The 17,925-nt window shown below is 40.4% G+C and carries 14 protein-coding genes and 2 tRNA genes; 8 read left to right on the forward strand and 8 right to left on the reverse strand.

Going from position 1 to position 17,925, the window contains the following annotated elements; genetic code table 11:
* The first annotated feature begins 16 nt into the window (after positions 1–16).
* The 5 genes from betA (at position 17) to ACRWP9_RS12370 (ending at position 5,421) form a co-directional block, all read left to right on the forward strand.
* The gene (gene betA / locus ACRWP9_RS12350; protein WP_434929053.1) at positions 17–1,705 is read left to right on the forward strand and encodes a choline dehydrogenase; all 1,689 of its coding nucleotides are present in this window, start codon (positions 17–19) and stop codon (positions 1,703–1,705) included.
* Positions 1,706–1,932: 227 nt separating this feature from the next.
* Positions 1,933–3,150 carry a BCCT family transporter gene (locus tag ACRWP9_RS12355; RefSeq protein ID WP_434926251.1) on the forward strand — a complete coding sequence of 406 codons (1,218 nt, stop codon included), beginning with the start codon at positions 1,933–1,935 and terminating at the stop codon, positions 3,148–3,150.
* Positions 3,151–3,174: 24 nt separating this feature from the next.
* Positions 3,175–3,882: a TorF family putative porin gene (locus ACRWP9_RS12360; RefSeq protein WP_434926252.1), complete on the forward strand. Its 708-nt coding sequence runs from the start codon at positions 3,175–3,177 to the stop codon at positions 3,880–3,882.
* Positions 3,883–4,321: 439 nt separating this feature from the next.
* Positions 4,322–4,732, forward strand: coding sequence for an antitoxin Xre-like helix-turn-helix domain-containing protein (locus tag ACRWP9_RS12365; RefSeq protein ID WP_434926253.1), 411 nt, complete (start codon positions 4,322–4,324; stop codon positions 4,730–4,732).
* Complete coding sequence (locus ACRWP9_RS12370) at positions 4,732–5,421, forward strand: RES family NAD+ phosphorylase (protein ID WP_434926254.1); 690 nt, start codon at positions 4,732–4,734, stop codon at positions 5,419–5,421. The genes ACRWP9_RS12365 and ACRWP9_RS12370 overlap by 1 nt, the downstream gene beginning before the upstream one ends.
* Positions 5,422–5,574: 153 nt before the next feature.
* On the opposite strand, the gene ACRWP9_RS12375 is transcribed toward ACRWP9_RS12370, so the two are convergent.
* From ACRWP9_RS12375 to ACRWP9_RS12400, 6 genes are all read right to left on the reverse strand, one after another.
* Positions 5,575–5,651, reverse strand: a tRNA-Val gene (locus tag ACRWP9_RS12375).
* 26 nt (positions 5,652–5,677) lie between these two features.
* Positions 5,678–5,754: transfer RNA gene (locus ACRWP9_RS12380), tRNA-Val, on the reverse strand.
* Positions 5,755–5,979: 225 nt separating this feature from the next.
* A complete protein-coding gene (locus ACRWP9_RS12385) occupies positions 5,980–6,159 on the reverse strand; it encodes a Trm112 family protein (RefSeq protein WP_434926255.1) in 180 nt (59 codons plus the stop codon).
* Positions 6,160–7,203: a tetraacyldisaccharide 4'-kinase gene (gene lpxK / locus ACRWP9_RS12390; protein ID WP_434926256.1), complete on the reverse strand. Its 1,044-nt coding sequence runs from the start codon at positions 7,201–7,203 to the stop codon at positions 6,160–6,162.
* Positions 7,204–7,215: 12 nt separating this feature from the next.
* Complete coding sequence (gene msbA, locus ACRWP9_RS12395; RefSeq protein WP_434926257.1) at positions 7,216–9,018, reverse strand: lipid A export permease/ATP-binding protein MsbA; 1,803 nt, start codon at positions 9,016–9,018, stop codon at positions 7,216–7,218.
* A gap of 36 nt (positions 9,019–9,054) precedes the next feature.
* Positions 9,055–11,727, reverse strand: a complete 2,673-nt coding sequence (locus tag ACRWP9_RS12400) for a ComEC/Rec2 family competence protein (protein WP_434926258.1) — start codon at positions 11,725–11,727, stop codon at positions 9,055–9,057.
* 31 nt (positions 11,728–11,758) lie between these two features.
* Between ACRWP9_RS12400 and ACRWP9_RS12405 the strand changes: the two genes are divergently transcribed.
* Positions 11,759–12,262, forward strand: coding sequence for a DUF2062 domain-containing protein (locus ACRWP9_RS12405; RefSeq protein WP_434926259.1), 504 nt, complete (start codon positions 11,759–11,761; stop codon positions 12,260–12,262).
* 156 nt (positions 12,263–12,418) lie between these two features.
* On the opposite strand, the gene ACRWP9_RS12410 is transcribed toward ACRWP9_RS12405, so the two are convergent.
* Both ACRWP9_RS12410 and ACRWP9_RS12415 read right to left on the reverse strand, forming a co-directional pair.
* Complete coding sequence (locus ACRWP9_RS12410; protein WP_434926260.1) at positions 12,419–12,661, reverse strand: DUF3624 domain-containing protein; 243 nt, start codon at positions 12,659–12,661, stop codon at positions 12,419–12,421.
* Between the two features lie 61 nt (positions 12,662–12,722).
* On the reverse strand, positions 12,723–13,304 hold the full coding sequence (locus tag ACRWP9_RS12415) for a GNAT family N-acetyltransferase (RefSeq protein WP_434926261.1): 582 nt from the start codon (positions 13,302–13,304) through the stop codon (positions 12,723–12,725).
* Between the two features lie 381 nt (positions 13,305–13,685).
* Here ACRWP9_RS12415 and ACRWP9_RS12420 point away from each other — a divergent pair, with 381 nt between their 5' ends.
* Together ACRWP9_RS12420 and ACRWP9_RS12425 are read left to right on the forward strand one after the other, a co-directional pair.
* On the forward strand, positions 13,686–15,275 hold the full coding sequence (locus ACRWP9_RS12420) for an ABC-F family ATPase (protein WP_434926262.1): 1,590 nt from the start codon (positions 13,686–13,688) through the stop codon (positions 15,273–15,275).
* A gap of 284 nt (positions 15,276–15,559) precedes the next feature.
* The gene (locus ACRWP9_RS12425; RefSeq protein ID WP_434926263.1) at positions 15,560–17,800 is read left to right on the forward strand and encodes a peptidase U32 family protein; all 2,241 of its coding nucleotides are present in this window, start codon (positions 15,560–15,562) and stop codon (positions 17,798–17,800) included.
* The last annotated feature ends 125 nt before the right edge of the window (positions 17,801–17,925 follow it).

Raw genomic sequence — 17,925 nt, forward strand, 5'->3', positions numbered from 1 at the left:
ATTAATGTCTACGCAAATGTCTCATGAATACGATTATATTATTGTTGGTGCCGGTAGCGCAGGTTGTGTATTAGCCAACCGCTTAACGGAAAACCCAGACAATAAAGTCCTGATACTTGAAACCGGTGGTAGCGACAAGAGCATTTTTATCCAAATGCCAACTGCCCTTTCAATTCCCATGAATACTAAAAAGTATGCATGGCAGTTTGAAACGCAGGCCGAACCACATTTGGACAATCGCCGTATGCATTGCCCGCGTGGCAAAGTGTTAGGCGGTTCATCATCAATCAATGGCATGGTCTACGTACGTGGTCATGCACGTGATTTTGACGAGTGGCAGCAAGAAGGTGCAAAAGACTGGGATTACGCTCACTGTCTGCCTTACTTTAAAAAAGCTGAAACATGGTCTTTTGGCGGTAATGTTTATCGCGGTGATAAAGGCCCATTAGCGGTTAATAACGGTAATGAAATGAAAAACCCGTTATATCAAGCTTTTGTTGATGCTGGTGTCGATGCTGGCTACCTAGCGACGAGTGATTACAATGCCAGTCAGCAAGAAGGCTTTGGCCCAATGCACATGACAGTTAAAAACGGCGTACGTTGGTCTACGGCAAATGCGTACCTTCGCCCAGCAATGAAACGCCCGAATTTAACCGTGGTCACTCATGCGCTTGTGCATAAAGTGATTATGCAAGGTAAAACCGCTGTCGGCGTGCGTTACGAACGTAAAGGCGAGTTAATTGATGTTAACTGCAATAAAGAAGTGGTGTTATCGGCAGGTTCAATTGGTTCACCGCATATTTTGCAATTGTCCGGTATTGGCGATGCAAGTACTTTAGCCAGTGCAGGTATTGAGCAAGTTCATCAATTACCCGGTGTAGGTCAAAACCTGCAGGATCACTTAGAGTTTTACTTCCAATTTAAGTGTTTAAAACCGATTACGCTTAATGGCAAAATTGATCCTTTAAACAAACTGTTTATTGGTGCTCGCTGGATTTTAAATAAGACTGGTTTGGGGGCCACTAATCATTTTGAGTCCTGTGGCTTTATCCGCTCAAAAGCCGGTTTAGAGTGGCCGGATCTACAATATCATTTCTTACCCGCAGCTATGCGCTACGACGGTAAAGAAGCATTTGCAGGTCATGGTTTCCAAGTACATATCGGTCACAACAAGCCTAAAAGCCGTGGCGCGGTAACCGTGGTATCAAATGATGCAAAGGTTGCACCACAAATTCAGTTCAATTACTTATCACATCAAGATGATATTGAAGGCTTTAGAGCATGCGTTCGCTTAACCCGTGAGATTATTAACCAACCGGGCTTAGATGAATACCGTGGTGAAGAAATCCAACCAGGCCTTGCAATACAGACCGATGAAGAAATTGACCGTTTTGTCAGACGTTCAGTTGAAAGTGCCTATCACCCTTCTTGCTCATGCAAAATGGGCGAAGATGAGATGGCCGTGGTTGATTCAGAAACAAAAGTTCACGGTATTAACGGTTTAAGAGTCGTTGACTCATCTATTTTCCCAACTATTCCTAATGGGAATTTGAACTCACCGACCATCATGGTTGCCGAGCGTGCTGCCGATTTGATTTTAGGTAACACGCCACTGGCACCAAGTATGGCAAAAGTGACGCTAGCCGAAAAGTGGCAAACATCACAACGCTTACAAGCACCTAAGCGGCCAATTAAAACTTATTAAGTTAATGGGTATGAATTAATGCCCATCTATAACAGGTTCATGGCCAACCTACGTTTTTTGTAAATGGCCAATTTAGCCAAGATCAATCTATCAGGGTTTAACTATCGTCAGTACGATACTTAAGGCTTGAGGGCATTTAGCCTTTAAAAATTGTTCTATGGCATTAAAAACATACAACAAGGAGCCAACACTATGTTTGCACACACCCTTTATTCAGGAGTCAAATAATGACGACCTGGTTATCAATAGGCATTTTATTTACTTTTGCCGCTATCGCGTTTGTGATTTATCGTTGGGGTAACATGCAGTGCATTGGTGTCACGCCGGTGCGAAAATTTACCTTTATTGCGATTTTATTCACCTCAGGGCTAGATGTTGGCTTAATCATGTTCCCGTTAACTGAGTTTGCAGGATATGCCGATTTAGCCACTAGTCCGGAATATAGTTTTAGTAATCCGCTGGCAATTGAGTTTGGTTTTTGGGCCTGCTTGATTTGGGCTTTTTACTTTTTAACCTGTTTTTACTTTTGCGTAATTGAGCCAAGAGTAAAATATTTTGAAATTCCGCTGATTAAATTTATCAATAACCTTGTCATTATCGGGACTTGTGCCTTTACTGCTTACTTATTATTGACCAATTTACCTTGGTATTTACCACAATTAGGTGACGGTGAATCCATTGTAAGCAGCTTCTATCTCATCGTATTTTTGGTTATCGCTGCAGCAGTTTATTCTAGCACCAGCATCCGATATGTTCGTTACCTTAGCCTAGCTAGCACTTGGTTATTCTTTGGTTTGATTGCCGTGATGTGGTCTGGCGCCTTTTTATCAGATGACTCAAGTGTGGGTGAATTCTTTACCACCTTTGCATTAATTGGTGACTACTTCGGTAACATACATCACTTTGTGCTGCCGTTTAATGACTACCATGAGTTCTACCTGTTTTGGTGGTTTGCATGGAGCATCATGATTGGCCAATTTACTTCACGTTTTGTTGGTGGAATGAAAACCTATCAAGTATTAATTGCTATGATGGTATTCCCTTCAATACCCATCGCAATTTGGTTCACAGTGCTTTACTACTATAGCTCTAACGGAATCGATACATCAGGCTTCTACAACCTTGCTATGGTAATTGTGGGCATCACATTTGTGATCAACTCACTCGATTCGCTAGTCCGATTATATACAGACAACTTAAACCTAACGGTTGAGCGTTTTGGTAAACTGACTTACATCATCGGAAATATTGTGCTGCTAAGTTGCTTAACCTTACTATTCAAACTAGACTTTTTAGAGATCCAATGGGTAGGCGCGCTTGCCATAGGCTTAATACTAAGCTGTTTCCTTTACATCTTAAAATCTAACTACCGTAAAGTAGGAGCAATAGAACTCTCTCCAAAAGATAATAAAATCGATTTCAATAAGATCGAGTTGTTAGACTAAATCAATAATGAAAAAGGAATGATGATGAACACCACAATTAAAAAATTAGCACTATTAAGTTTATTCGCTTTACCAACCTCAGTAATGGCTGGAGAGTTAAGCACTACAGTTAATGCAACGTCTGATTATACTTTTAACGGTGTTAGCCAAACGGATAGCGGCCCGGCATTACAAGCTAGCCTAGACTATGCAGCGGATGATGGTTGGTATGTGGGTTCTTGGGCATCAAATGTAGACTTTGGTGACGCGGATGATACTTGGTTAGAACTTGATTTTTACGCAGGTAAATATTACGAGCTAACAGATAAATTATCTATCGATGCTGGTCTTGCTTATTACACCTATCATGGTGATGACGCCTCTGATGAATATTACTACCCAGAGCTATATACCAAGTTTGGTTATGCATCATCACTGGGGCAAAGTGAATTAAACTTTTGGTACACATGGGATTATTTTGGTGTTGATGCAGGTCATTACATCATAATGGCGGCGCATACTTTTACAGTTGCTGAAGGTCATGATATTCGTGTCAGCTTTGACCGTTCAACATCGCAAGATGAAGACAAATGGGCATGGGGAGACGATGCTTCTTACAACCATTATCGTGCAGAATACATGACAAGCTGGGAAGGTTTCGACTTTAACCTAGCAGTAGAAGATACCAGCCTAGATAGCGATGCAAGTGATACCCGCGCAGTGATCTCTGTATCACGTACTTTCGCGCTATAAGTCTTTAATACGACTTAACTAACATCATAGTTAGCATCACTCAGCAGAATAATGTTTATGACATTATTCTGCTTTTTTATATTTATCAGATATCTAAATATCAATTAAGTATCAGTAAGTCATAATTCTACCTTAATTATCTTATATGCCCATTCAACTTATCTGCCTTCAAGCACATGTTCAAGTTTGTTTATGCTGGCTTTAGTACCATCTACGACTCTTTACAAAAAAGTCCTTCCCTAAGGCCATTTTTACCAGTGTTCACCTCATTTAGACTCTACAAACTCAATCGCATTAGGATACTTACCAATAACAACCTCGGTCTTAAATTGGACTAAAAATCTATTTAGGTCTAAAATAAGACCCATGCAATACTAATATAGCTAACATTAAAACCTGTTATCACTCTAGCTTAAATGTAAAACGGAGAGTAATTGTTATGACTGCACACAATACCAATACATCAAACATTGATTTTGCAGAGGCAAAGACCTCAAAAGTGGGTTTTAGTGCCGCTGTATCTATTCTAGAAAAATGGGGCTGTGCGCCAAAAGATATGCTTAATATTTTACGTTTACCTCGCTCTTCTTACTTTGCATTTAAAAAACCAGAGGCGAAATTCGTGCTCGACAAAGATCAGCTAACACGCATTAGTTACATACTGAACATTCACGCAGCACTTAGAATGTATTTCTCCAATCCTGAAAACGTATATGGCTTTATGCAGATGGAAAACGCCAATCCCTATTTTGAGGGGCGTAAACCGCTGGATATAATAAAAGGTGGAGGCTTTCCTGAACTGCATGAAGTCTTTAGCCGTGTCGATAGCATGCGAAGTGGTGGTTGGTAATGACGACAATATCAACCGTTGAGCATCAGGTTGCATATAGACTTATCAATTCAAAATTTCCACCCATTTCGATGTTTGATGATGTCGCTTCTGTGGAAGATTTTGATACTATTTTTGCATTACAAAGTCTAACCAACCCAAGGTTACTGGATCAGCTTGGCCATATTGATTTGGTTAACAAAGCAGATATACCTTTTGGTATTAATGGCTGCTCATACGCCACAGCCCCTTTTACCCACATCAATAAAGATGGCAGTCGTTTCTCTAATGGTTCGTTCGGGGTACTTTATCTTGCCGATGATATCGACACAGCAATTGCAGAAACCAAATATCATCAACAAAAGATGCTAATGGCTATCAAAGGGGTTCATTATGACACGATTATCATGCGAGGCTTACGTTGTGTATTTAGCGCCGAATTAACTGACAGCACAGTGATAAGTTTAGAAGCCATATCAAAGTCGTCGATTTACCACCAAACAAATTATAGCGAAGCACAGCAGTTTGGAGCACAGCAGCGAAAATCTGCAATTGAAGGCATTCATTATACGTCGGTAAGAAACCCATTAACGGCTTGCTACGCGCTATTCACTCCAAGATGCGTCGAAGAGATTGTACAATCATCACATTACGAATACGTTTGGGGCGGTTCATCGATCGACGCAGTGAGACTAATATCCGCGCCTTAATCACTTTGAATGACTAGAGTTAAGTGGCAAATAAATAATCACATCGAAAGTTGCAGCATAAAAAACATAACGCTTAAAAGTGGTAACAAACTATTGGTATAGTTTAAAACAAGGGACTTTATTACAGATAGAGAGGAAAGGATAAACAAGATATGGTACACCCGAGTGGACTCGAACCACCGACCCCTACCATGTCAAGGTAGTGCTCTAACCAACTGAGCTACGGGTGTATATTGGAAATTGGATAAGATTAAATTGGTACACCCGAGTGGACTCGAACCACCGACCCCTACCATGTCAAGGTAGTGCTCTAACCAACTGAGCTACGGGTGTACTGACTTTGATTTCCTAACAAAGCGGTCGCCATAGTAAGGGCGTTGGCTAACGCTTGCAAGTAAAAATTACCATAACATGGCTAAATGGTGATTTGCTGTGCAACTTGCCGATTTAATGACAAAAAGTCCTAGCCATGTGAACCTAGCTCCCCTGGACTTTTTATCTAAATGTTAAAACTCAGCGATCATATTGGGGAGTAAATGATTAAATCTAATATCAAGTTTAATCTATTGCCACCAATGGCGTAGCACGATTCTCCAGTAAAACTGGAATACCATCATTAATCGGATAGGCAATTTTATCAAACTTACAAATTAGCTGTTGGGCTTCTTTGTCAAATTCCAGTTTACCTTTGCACACAGGGCAAGCGACAATATCAAGTAACTTTTTATCAAAAGCCATTTAGATTTCCTTTTTAAGTTGAATAAGTTGAGTCACTCGACTCATAAACTGAATATCAAATTGTTCACTTAGCTTCGCATTTACCGGTAAATACCACCAGTTTTGTAATGCAAAATCGCGACATTTAACCGCATCTTTTTCGGTCATTAGCAAGGGGGTTTGTGTTGATAGCTCAATCAGCTGTTGTTGATCGTAAGCTTGATGGTCGGCAAAAGCCACTGTCTGCCTAAGTTGATAACCTTGTTGAATCAAACTATCAAAAAAACGTTGTGGATTACCAATACCTGCTATCGCCACAATAGGTTGTTCAATGATTGATGCCTCTGTATCAAACAAGTCTGGGACTAAGGCTTTATCAAACGAATGTGGTTTAATCCTACATAATGGCGCTGGCACTAATTGCATCAGCTGTTCTTCCGGCCCTTGAGTCTTTGCTAATAGCGGACCACCATTATTGATAATCCAGTCGATATTATCTAAACGCCACAAGCCTTCTCTTAATGGTCCTGCTGGCAGTAAACATTGATTACCATAACGACGTGCACCATCTACTAGGGCGATTTCAATATCACGCCCTAATGCGTAATGCTGCAAGCCATCATCACAAATGATCACATCAACATCAAAGTCAGCTAATAACGTTTGCGCAGCTAACACGCGTTGACTGCCAACCACCATAGGTACATGGGTACGATTGACAATCATTAATGGCTCATCACCCACATCAACCGCTTTGCTTGACTGAGTGACACTGATTACACCATCAATACTCGCCCCGTAACCACGGCTTACAACGCCAGGTTTTAAACCATTGGCTCGTAGTAAGTTAATTAGATAAATCACCGTTGGGGTTTTACCACTACCACCAGCAGTAATATTACCAACAACAATGACAGGCACAGGCAGTTGGGTGACTTTTTTGATGCCAAATGTGAACAGCGAGCGTCTGATATGGCTAATAACAACAAACAACGCCGACAACGGCAGTAAAAGCCACCTTGCCCAGTGGCCTTGATACCAAATTTGATTTATCCATTTTTGCATTGAGGTAAAAACCTAGCTGCTAAATTGCATTTGATACAAGTTGGCATACACCCCGTTTTGGGTAATCAAATCTTTATGTACGCCACGCTCGATAACTTTACCTTGATCGATAACCAATATTTCATCGGCCGATTCAATAGTTGATAAACGATGCGCGATAACCACTGAGGTTCGGTTATGGCGTAAGTTATCTAAACCTTTTTGAATCGCTTTTTCTGATTCAGTGTCCAACGCCGAGGTTGCTTCATCTAAAATCAATACCGGTGCATCACGTAACATGGCACGGGCAATAGCGATACGCTGACGCTGACCGCCAGATAACAACACCCCATTCTCCCCTACCTGAGTGTCTAATCCATCGGGCAAGGTGTTGATAAACTCCATGGCGTAAGCAAGCTCTGCAGCTTGTTCTATTTGCTCACGGGTAGCTTCACCAGGGTAGGCATAGGCTATATTGTTAGCTATTGTGTCATTGAATAACGTGACTTGCTGAGACACCAATGCCACTTGATTACGAAGACTTTTTAATTGGTAATCATAAATGCTGGTGTCATCGAGTAAAATATCACCATTTGATAAACCGCCATAAAAACGGGTGATCAAATTAGCGATAGTCGATTTACCAGAACCAGATCGGCCAACTAGAGCGACGGTTTTGCCCGGTTTAACATCAAACTCAATTTGATCTAGGGCTTTTCTGTCTTGTTCTGGGTAGCTAAAGCTGACGCTATTAAATTGTAAATGTCCTTTAACACGATCAACGCTATGGGTGCCGGTATCGGGTTCTACTGGGGTATCTAATAATTCAAAAATGGTGGTACAGGCTGCAATACCACGCTGAAATTCAGCATTGACGCGGGTTAAGTTTTTAATTGGCTGTAACATGGCCATCATTGCACCTAAAATGGCGGTGAAGGTACCGGCCGTTAGCTCTGCCTTCATGCTGTCCCAACTGGCAGCATACAACACAAAGGCTAATGCGAATGAGCCAATGACCATAATTAACGGTTGGCTAACTGACTGCGCCACTGCTAGCTTCATATTTTGATGACGATTACTGTCATTCACTTTAAAGAAACGCGCCATTTCAGTTTTTTGACCACCAAATGACAGCACGTTTTTATGGCCTTTGATCATTTGTTCGGTTGTGGCTGTTACTCCGCCCATTGCGGATTGAATTTGCTTAGACACTTTACGAAAACGTTTACTGACCACACTGATAACAATGCCCATAACGGGGCCAATTACCAAGATACACAGAGACAATTTCCACGAGAAATAAAACATGATGGCTAACATGCCGATAACTGTCATTGAGTCTCGAACAATCGAAATAAGCGCACTGCCTGATGCTCTGGCAATTTGCTCGGTATCAAAGGTGACACGAGAAATAAGGTTGCCACTGTTTTCGCGGTCAATGTAACTGACAGGTAAATGTAGATAGTGCTCAAAAACCTGTTGACGCATGTCCATGATAAGTTGAGCGCTCATGTAAGACACACAATAGGTCGACACAAAGTTAGCCAAACCGCGCAAAGTAAACATGCCGATCACCACAAAAGGTGCCATTCGCATAATGTCATTGTCGGTATTAAAACCACCGTGGGAGGGTATTTCAACTCCGGCGACGGTAGTCGCTGATGAGGCAAAACCTTGGTCAATAAAAGGTTTAATAAACGCAATAAAACCAGCATCAACCGCGCCATAGGTAAGTAAGGCCAATACCGCCATAATAAACATGGCTTTCATCGGTAAAACATAAATCATTAAGCGTTTAAAAACGCTCCACATTTCATTATCAGAGTATGACGACATTTATATAATTCTTAACTGACAAACATAAGCGACATTCTACTCTGCTTTAACTATCTGGCCAAATCTAAACAAACGGTTATACCAAAATGGCGCTAAATCGTTGCGATAAGTGCTTATTTGATAACCAGTGTGTTTAAACTTGATACTAATTTGTCCCTGTTCTCCGCTGATAAGAGTCTTTATCCCCCGTTGTTGATAACGCGCCATCACATCAGATTTAGGAAATCCGTATTGATTATTAAAACCCGCATTCACTATGGCTAATTGTGGTGACACGGCATCAATAAAAGTGTCGGTAGATGAAGTACGGCTGCCATGGTGCGGCACAAACACAATATCAGCATCTATCTGTTGCTTGTTTGATATTAAACTTTGCTCTCTTTTCGCCTCAATATCACCCGTCAGCAATACAGCAAAAGCCTTCGCGGTTAATTCGGGTAGAAGTATATTCATTAGTTCACCTTTACCAAGATGGTCTGCACCTTGTTCAACAGTTTGAAGGTGATCATTCTCAAATTCGATATTCAGCATGATTACGCAGGATTGATTGTTATCTTTATCTGAGCCTAAATGATCTGACAAAGTGGATATTTGTACCCTTCCCCATTGCCATGATGCTGAATGGCAATCACTGATATTAATGTTAACCAGGTCAGCCGCTCGATTGATTAATGCCTTGCCATTATCAGCAATCAAGTGGGTGTTGGGAAATGCCGTTAACATCGGTATTAACCCGCCACTGTGGTCATTATCATGGTGGCTTATGACAATATAATCTAACTGGGTGATGCCCCTTGCCTGTAGAAAAGGCAATATTGCCCGTTCAGCATAACTAAAGTCACCAAAGGCTGCGCCGGTATCATAAATCATGGCTCGGTGTTGTTGTTGAAGTACGATGGCAGAACCTTGTGCTACATCTAGTACATGAAGATAAATTGGGCCATTTAAGGTAAAAACCTGACTTTGATCGCCTTTATTATCCATCTGCGACATTTTGCTAATAGCCAATTGTATTAATGGCAAGTTCATTACTAAAGCGGTGAGTAATATGATCCCATGATGATTAATTTTAGCTATCTTATTTGATTGACCGGGTTGATTGAATATTGATTTACTGCCATTAAATGAATGAGTAAGTAAACGGCTAAATGACCAGCGAAATGTCAGCAGTAATGTCCATCCCAGCAAACTAAACATACCCGCCACAACCCATGACTCACTGACGTAAACAACATTATGACTAAAGTCACTAGACCAAGTTAATAGCTGACTAAAAGGGGCGAGTAGTTTGTCTGCTACAATAAATAAAACACTATCGAAGCTAAGTTCATTTGCACTTGAAAACTGGAATAGACTCGCTAGACCGCCGGAATGTATTAAGGGGCTCAACACCAGCCAGACTATAAAACTACCCAATACAATGGGGATCACCAATATACTAAACCAGGGCACAACAATGAGGTTTATCCAAATACTGTGAATCGATAACGTGCCAAATAACAGTGCTTGCAATAACCCTAGACCTAAGGCTAATCGCCACTGAATTGACCAGAGGGACCCAATATAGCCTGTCACTTTTTGTCGCCAATGATGATCTGTGTATACTTTTTTAGCATGACTTACTGAGGTATCAACAAAGCGCAAGATAATGGCCAGTGCAATAAAAGATAGCCAAAAACCTGCGCTAAGCATTGATAAAGGGTCAATAAACAACACTCCTGCCAAGGCATACATTAGTCGTTGCCAGACACTGTGATGCTGTTTTAACAGGCTAAACAGTACCAAGAATATCAGCATAAACAAGGCCCGCTGAGTGGCAACAGCGAAGCCGGCAAGATAGGCGTAACCCAATGCTGACAATACTGCCAAAGTTAATGCTAAATAAACAGCGAACATACCGAACTGCAAGTTAACTTTGGCCATAGCTATTTGCGCCAGCTTAACCCGGGTTAGTATTACAAAGCACAAGCCGAATATTAAACCAAACACCACTGACAGGTGTAATCCAGAAATGGCAATTAAATGGCCGGTACCCGTTTGACGTAATTGCTGCCAGCGCTGATCAGATATTTGGCTTTTATCACCAAACAGTAGTGCCAGTAGCAGATCACCATTGGCTATCTTGGGGGTAATGGCTGCAAACTCAGTTAACCAACGCTGGCGCAAAGACGGCTGATACGATAACAAATCAGCCTGTTTAACTCGCCCTTTTGCGACAATATGGCGATTAATATAATACCTTTGCTGATTAAAACCGCCTTGATTAGCTATACTGGTAATAGGCTTTAATTTTGAATCAAACTGCCATATTTGACCTAGCTCTACTTTTGGCGCTTGTTGCCAGGTTAAACGGTAAATTTGATCGCCTGTTATGGTTTTAAATAAACCAGATATATTAATATTGGTTAATTTTGGTTCAATTACACGCACATCAATGCTTATCCAGTCGCGGTTATGATTTACTAGTGATACTATCTCCGCTGTAAAGGTTTTGTTAGTTTTTGGTGTAACTTCTGGCTGAAAGTCTAACGAATAGAAATAGATACTTATCCAAAAAATAGCAAAAAAAGCACCACTTAATCTAGGTGCTTTGAAAAGGCAGACCAAAGCCAAGAGTAACCAAATAGGTAAACACCATAGCGATGGGATTACAGGCCAAAGTAATCCAATGAGGCTACTGATACAGAAGCCGAAAATAAATCGATTCATAGGGTACTAGTAAAGACAGTAATCACTTAAGATGCCAAAAAAATTCATACAAAAATTTATGCCTGATCCAAAAACACTGAAAAAGCATAAATATTTGCGGGTGTTTGGTAAATTATTGGATAAACCCAATTTGTGGGTATTAAATCGTAAATCAGCCCCAGGGGCTTTTGCGGTAGGGTTATTTATTGGCTGGATGCCTATGCCATTTCAAATGGTTGCTGCTGCTGGGTTAGCCATTTTATTTAACGTTAATATTCCGTTAGCAGTGGCATTAGTATGGATAACTAACCCTATCACCATGCCATTTATGTTCTATATGGCTTATTTATTAGGCGTGAAATTACTCGGGGTTGAAAAGTTGCCCTTTGAATTTGAAGCAAGTTGGCAATGGGTAGAAACATCGATATCGACAATTGGCCCACCCTTTTTACTCGGCTGCTTTGTATTAGGCGTGGTTTTTGCTGCAATTGGTTATTTGATTATTAATAGTTTATGGAAATATTCGATACTATTTAAATGGCAAAAACGCAAATAAGCTTTAGATTGCCATTTTATTTTTGAGTTTACTTTTAGTACTGAGTTATTGACATTTTCTATTGCAATAAGCTGAGTTAAAAACAGATATCAAGCTGATATGATGACACAAGCAAACATTCAATATTACCAGCCTTTAAGCCTATTTATAAGCAATTCACGTGATGCGCTTCTTAATTTCATAGTAAGCTAGAAAAAGAAGATGCAGTAGCAATAACGCACTAAAAGCTGAACAGAAAAAAAGTAACGCTATCGATTCTACCTTAGTTGGCTGTTCTGCATAAAACCACCACCATAACGGCCAGCCGATCACAGATAGTGACGTTAACTGTGCCATGCACCTGAAGCATCTCCCCAGTTTTTGTATAAAAATTGATTCATCACATTGATTGCAAGCCATGTTATTTCTTAATTAAGTGATTCTGTTAATGAGCCCAAAATAAGATAATAACCCAATTGGCTTAACACTGACTAAATTCACTTGCTAGCATGGCATATAGGTATTCATCGCCCCACTTCCCTTTAAACATCACATTTTGCTTAAAATGGCCTTCTTGTCGAAAATTGGCTTTTTCTAACACTGCTATACTGGCTTTATTTAAACAATCAGTAATTGCAATAACACGATGTAGCCTCAACTCAGTAAATAAATACTCTAGTAACCCCTGTAATGCTTGTGTTGCCAAACCTTGGTTCTGGTGTTGTGGCGCAACGGTAAAGCCCACTTCAACTTGTCGTTCATCAATGAAATGTACCGCTAAGTCACCCAGTATTTGATCGGTTAATGGATCAGCAATCGCCAATTGATACCAATTACCTGGCACAGCGAAATCAGTGTAATCCGTTTGTGCTAGTAGCTGCTTAGCATCATCTAAACTGTATGCAGTCCAACTTTGATATTTGGCGATGTCGACAACATTTCGATATTCAGAAAAAACCACTAAATCAGACGTTATGAAGCGACGGATAACAAAGCGTTCAGATAAAAGACTTGGGGCACTAATCTTAGCAATGACTGATTTAGGCAAGGTATTTTTAGACATGACGTGCTACTTAGGCTTATTTGAGGTTAAATTGTACAAGATTAAACGCTAACAGAAATGGATTAATCTCACTATAAATATTGAATCACACGGCATTATTAATCAGTAACATCCGGCTTTGTTTAACTAGGTTACCTCTAAGTATTCAGCTGAAAGTTCAACCATTGTTAATTTATCGCAAATATATTATTCAATAAAACAAATAAACCGCAAAACACATCCTCATAATGCAAACTAGATCGCATTATAAATCGACAATTGACTACTTCCCTGTATAATTCGGCGCCTACTAATACACCCAAGTCAGTCTTATTCTCACTAAAGCCGTTTATCGCTTTTTTGTCGATCAATATTCTGTAATTACTCAATTGGATACATGTTTTGATTTCTACCGCAAATATTACTATGCAGTTTGGCCCAGAGCCGTTGTTTGAAAACATTTCGGCGCAATTTGGCCACGGCAATCGTTATGGCTTGATTGGTGCTAATGGTTGTGGCAAATCCACATTCATGAAAATTCTCAGTGGTGAACTGGCTCCAACATCAGGCAATGTTTCAATTTCGCCAGGCTTAAAAGTAGGCACCTTGAACCAGAACCAATTCGCTTTCGAAAACTTTAGCGTGGTTGACGCGGTTATCATGGGCGATGTGGCACTTTGGAAAGTGAAACAAGAACGTGACAGCATTTATTCCCAGGCAGAAATGAGTGATGAAGACGGCATGCGCGTCGGTGACTTAGAAAGCCAATTTGCAGAAATGGACGGTTATAGCGCTGAAAGTCGCGCTGGCGAAATCCTGTTAGAAGCAGGCATTGAAGAGTCGTTTCACTATGGCTTGATGGCACAGGTTGCCCCAGGTTGGAAATTGCGAGTGTTATTAGCACAAGCATTATTTGCCAACCCCGACATACTGCTACTTGACGAACCCACCAACAACTTGGACATTCATACCATTAGTTGGCTTGCTAACGAATTAAACAAACGCAAATGCACCATGATTATTATTTCCCATGACAGACACTTTTTAAACTCTGTGTGTACCCACATGGCAGACATCGATTATGGCGAACTGCGGATTTACCCTGGTAATTATGAGTACTTCCTCGCACAATCAAGTTTATTGCGTGAACAGCTTCTGGCTGGTAATGCGAAAAAGAGCGCTGAGATTGAAGAGTTACAGGACTTCGTTAACCGCTTTGGCGCTAATGCTTCCAAAGCCAAACAAGCCAGTTCTCGCGCTAAGAAAATGGACAAAATTAAACTTGATGATGTTAAATCATCAAGCCGTATTACCCCGTCTATACGCTTTACTGAATGTAAAAAACTACATCGCCAAGCATTAGTGTTAGAAGAGCTTGGGCACGGTTTTGATGAAGTATTATTTGAACATGGCGATCTTATTTTAGACGCAGGTTCAAAACTGGCTATTATTGGTGAAAACGGCGTGGGTAAAACAACACTACTGCGTTGTTTAGTTGAAGAAATTAAACATAACCATGGCCGGATTAAATGGTCAGAAAATGCTGCCATTGGTTATTGTCCGCAGGACAGTAGCGCAGATTTTGACAATGACATGACTTTATTTGACTGGATGTCATTATGGCGTACACCTAAGCACAACGACCTTATGGTACGTGGCATGTTGGGTCGTTTATTATTCACTGAAGATGACGCGAACAAGAAAGTGCGCAACTGTTCTGGTGGTGAAAAAAATCGTCTGTTATTCGGTAAGTTAATGATGATGGACGTTAACGTATTGATCATGGACGAGCCAACTAACCACATGGATATGGAAGCAATTGAAGCGCTGAACCAAGCGTTGAAATTATTTGAAGGCACATTGATATTTGTCAGCCATGACCGTGAGTTTGTGTCATCACTTGCAACACGCATTATTGACGTAAAAGATAAAAAATTGGTTAACTTCCACGGTACATTTGATGAGTACCTTGCAAGTCAACCGCCGTTGTAAGCAGGAATTGACACCGTAAATTAAGGCCTTCATTGTGATATCCAGCTATGGGATAAGAATCACAATATTAATGAAGGCCTTTTTATTTACCCTAACGTTTAGTCTTCCCGTTTTGATAAGTAAACACTGAATATCTACTGTATTGATGATTCATATTGATTAACCGTTTTGCTGTAGGCAGAACAAGACCAACAAAATCAATAAAGAATCAAAATAGTTGGCACCTGATTTGGCTTTAACGCCTGTTTCTTTTAAGCAACATTAACCCAAATAGCGAAAGTATCATGAATAGAAAAATCGAATTACTCGCACCAGGCGGCGATGTTGACGCAATTAAAGCAGCAATCATTGCTGGCGCGAACGCGGTATATTGTGGTTTAGAAACCTTTAACGCACGAAATCGCGCCGCTAACCTTACGTTTGATGATCTTCTTGGTGTTATTTCCCTAGCCCATCGATATCAATGCGAAGTTTTTTTGACCATGAATGTCGTGATCCTTGAAAATGAAATACCGACTTTGGTTAAATTGCTGAATCAACTGGTTAATACCGGCATAGATGGCATTATTGTTCAAGATTTGGCTTTGTTTCACCTAGTCAACAAACACTTCCCTAGCTTACTTATCCATGCGTCAACACAATTAACCACCCACAATGAAGGCCAAATTGGCTTTTTAGCCAAAGTGGGCGCAACCCGGGTTAATTTGTCGCGCGAAATGAATCTGGCTGAAATAAAAAGCCTCACCCGATACGCACACGATTTAGATGTACTAACCGAAGTCTTCGTGCACGGTGCATTATGTATTGCATTTTCAGGCCAATGCTATTCAAGTTCAGTCAGTGTGGGCAACTCAGGCAACCGTGGCCGCTGTAGCCAAGCGTGTCGTGATGAATATGACATTACTGCTGCGGGCAATAAGTTTCCACTAAACCTCAAAGATAACTCAGCTTATTTTGACTTGCCTGAATTAGTGGACGCTGGGGTTGACTCATTAAAAATTGAGGGCCGTATTAAAGGCGCGCAATATGTCCATACAGTAGTGGATAGCTGGCGTAAGCAAATTGATAGATTTGTGGAATCAGGCAAATTGCTGTCAGATGACTCAAATCTTTATAAAGTGTTTAACCGCGACTTTACTAACTCTTTTTTGAAGGGCAACCTGACTAAAGACATGTTTATCGACAATCCGCGCGATAACAGCTTTAAACATGCCAATGATAAAAGTAATGCCATTTCAGTGGTGCAAATTCAAGAGGCGCAGCAAACACTGTCATCAGAGAAAGATGCCATCGTTTCACTGGTAGCCGATAAGGTCAGCCAACTCAGCATTGAAAAAGTCAGCTTGTCACTGCATTTCTCAGGTAAGCTAAACGAGCCCTTAACCATTACTGCTGTCACAAAAGACACCACAGTTGAAATTCAATCGGCAGTAACACTGACATTAGCAACAGATTCTCGTATTGACGAAGCGGCAATAGTAAAACGCTTTAAAAGTCTTAAGCAAAGTGAATTTGAGTTATTACCGTTTAATTTTGATGGGTTAGAGAGTGACTTAAGCATTCCTTTTAGCCAACTAACGCAGATGAAAAATCAACTGTTGTTCAAGCTGACAAAAAGACAATACATAGGCGCGGTAACCTTACCGGCATTAACTCATTACCCCAAATTAAATAGCCAGCCAACATTGTCATTGCTTATTTGCGATGAAAAAGATGTTGATTTGTGTGATGTCACAGACGCTGACATTTACTTTAAGTTGCCTGAAAGCTTTAAAGTTAATGACAATAAGTACATTGATATATTTTTACGTAATCCAAGGTTAATTCCGTGGTTTCCAGCAGTATTAATTGGTAAGGATTACCTTGAATCCGTTAGATTATTAGAAACCGTAAAACCTAAACGCATAGTCAGTAACAATACCGGCGTGGCATTTATTGCAACCAATATGGGGATTGAATGGATTGCTGGGCCGTTTCTCAATACCACCAACTCTTATGCTTTGTTAACATTGCAAGAGAGACTGAATTGCGCTGGCGCGTTTATTTCAAATGAAATAAACCGCAACCAAATTAAGAATATCGCTAGACCAAAAAACTTTAAAATGCTTTACAGCATTTACCACCCTATTTTGATGATGACCAGCAGACAGTGCTTTTTCCAGCAAACGGTTGGCTGTAACAAGCCCAGTATTGAAGATGGCTGTATGCTGAAATGTGAAAAAGCCACTACGATCACCAATGTAAAAGGCATTTCATTTGCGGTTGATAAACAAAAAGGCGGTTATCCAAGTATCTATAACCACGAACAATTTTTAAATATTGACGCGGTTGAAGACTTATCGCATTTGTTTGATGAGTTCTTTATCGACTTAACCGATATAGGCTCAGGCTCTAAAGCTAAAATAGATAAAGTGGAATTAGTCAGCCATTTTGAAAACGTGCTGAAAGGTATTACTGAATCGAAAACGAGCCTTAAGCAGTTAGTCACCATTTCAACCAATGCCCAATACCAACAAGGGTTATAGTAACCGGTTAATATTATTCGTATTAACCTCAATTTGATAATGACTACACCGCTCAGCAAAAAGGCTTTACCTTCTACAGGTAAAGCCTTTTTAACATTTTATTTAGCAGCATTTCAGTTTGATTT

Source organism: Shewanella sp. HL-SH2, from assembly GCF_051164935.1.
Lineage (GTDB): Bacteria > Pseudomonadota > Gammaproteobacteria > Enterobacterales > Shewanellaceae > Shewanella > Shewanella glacialimarina.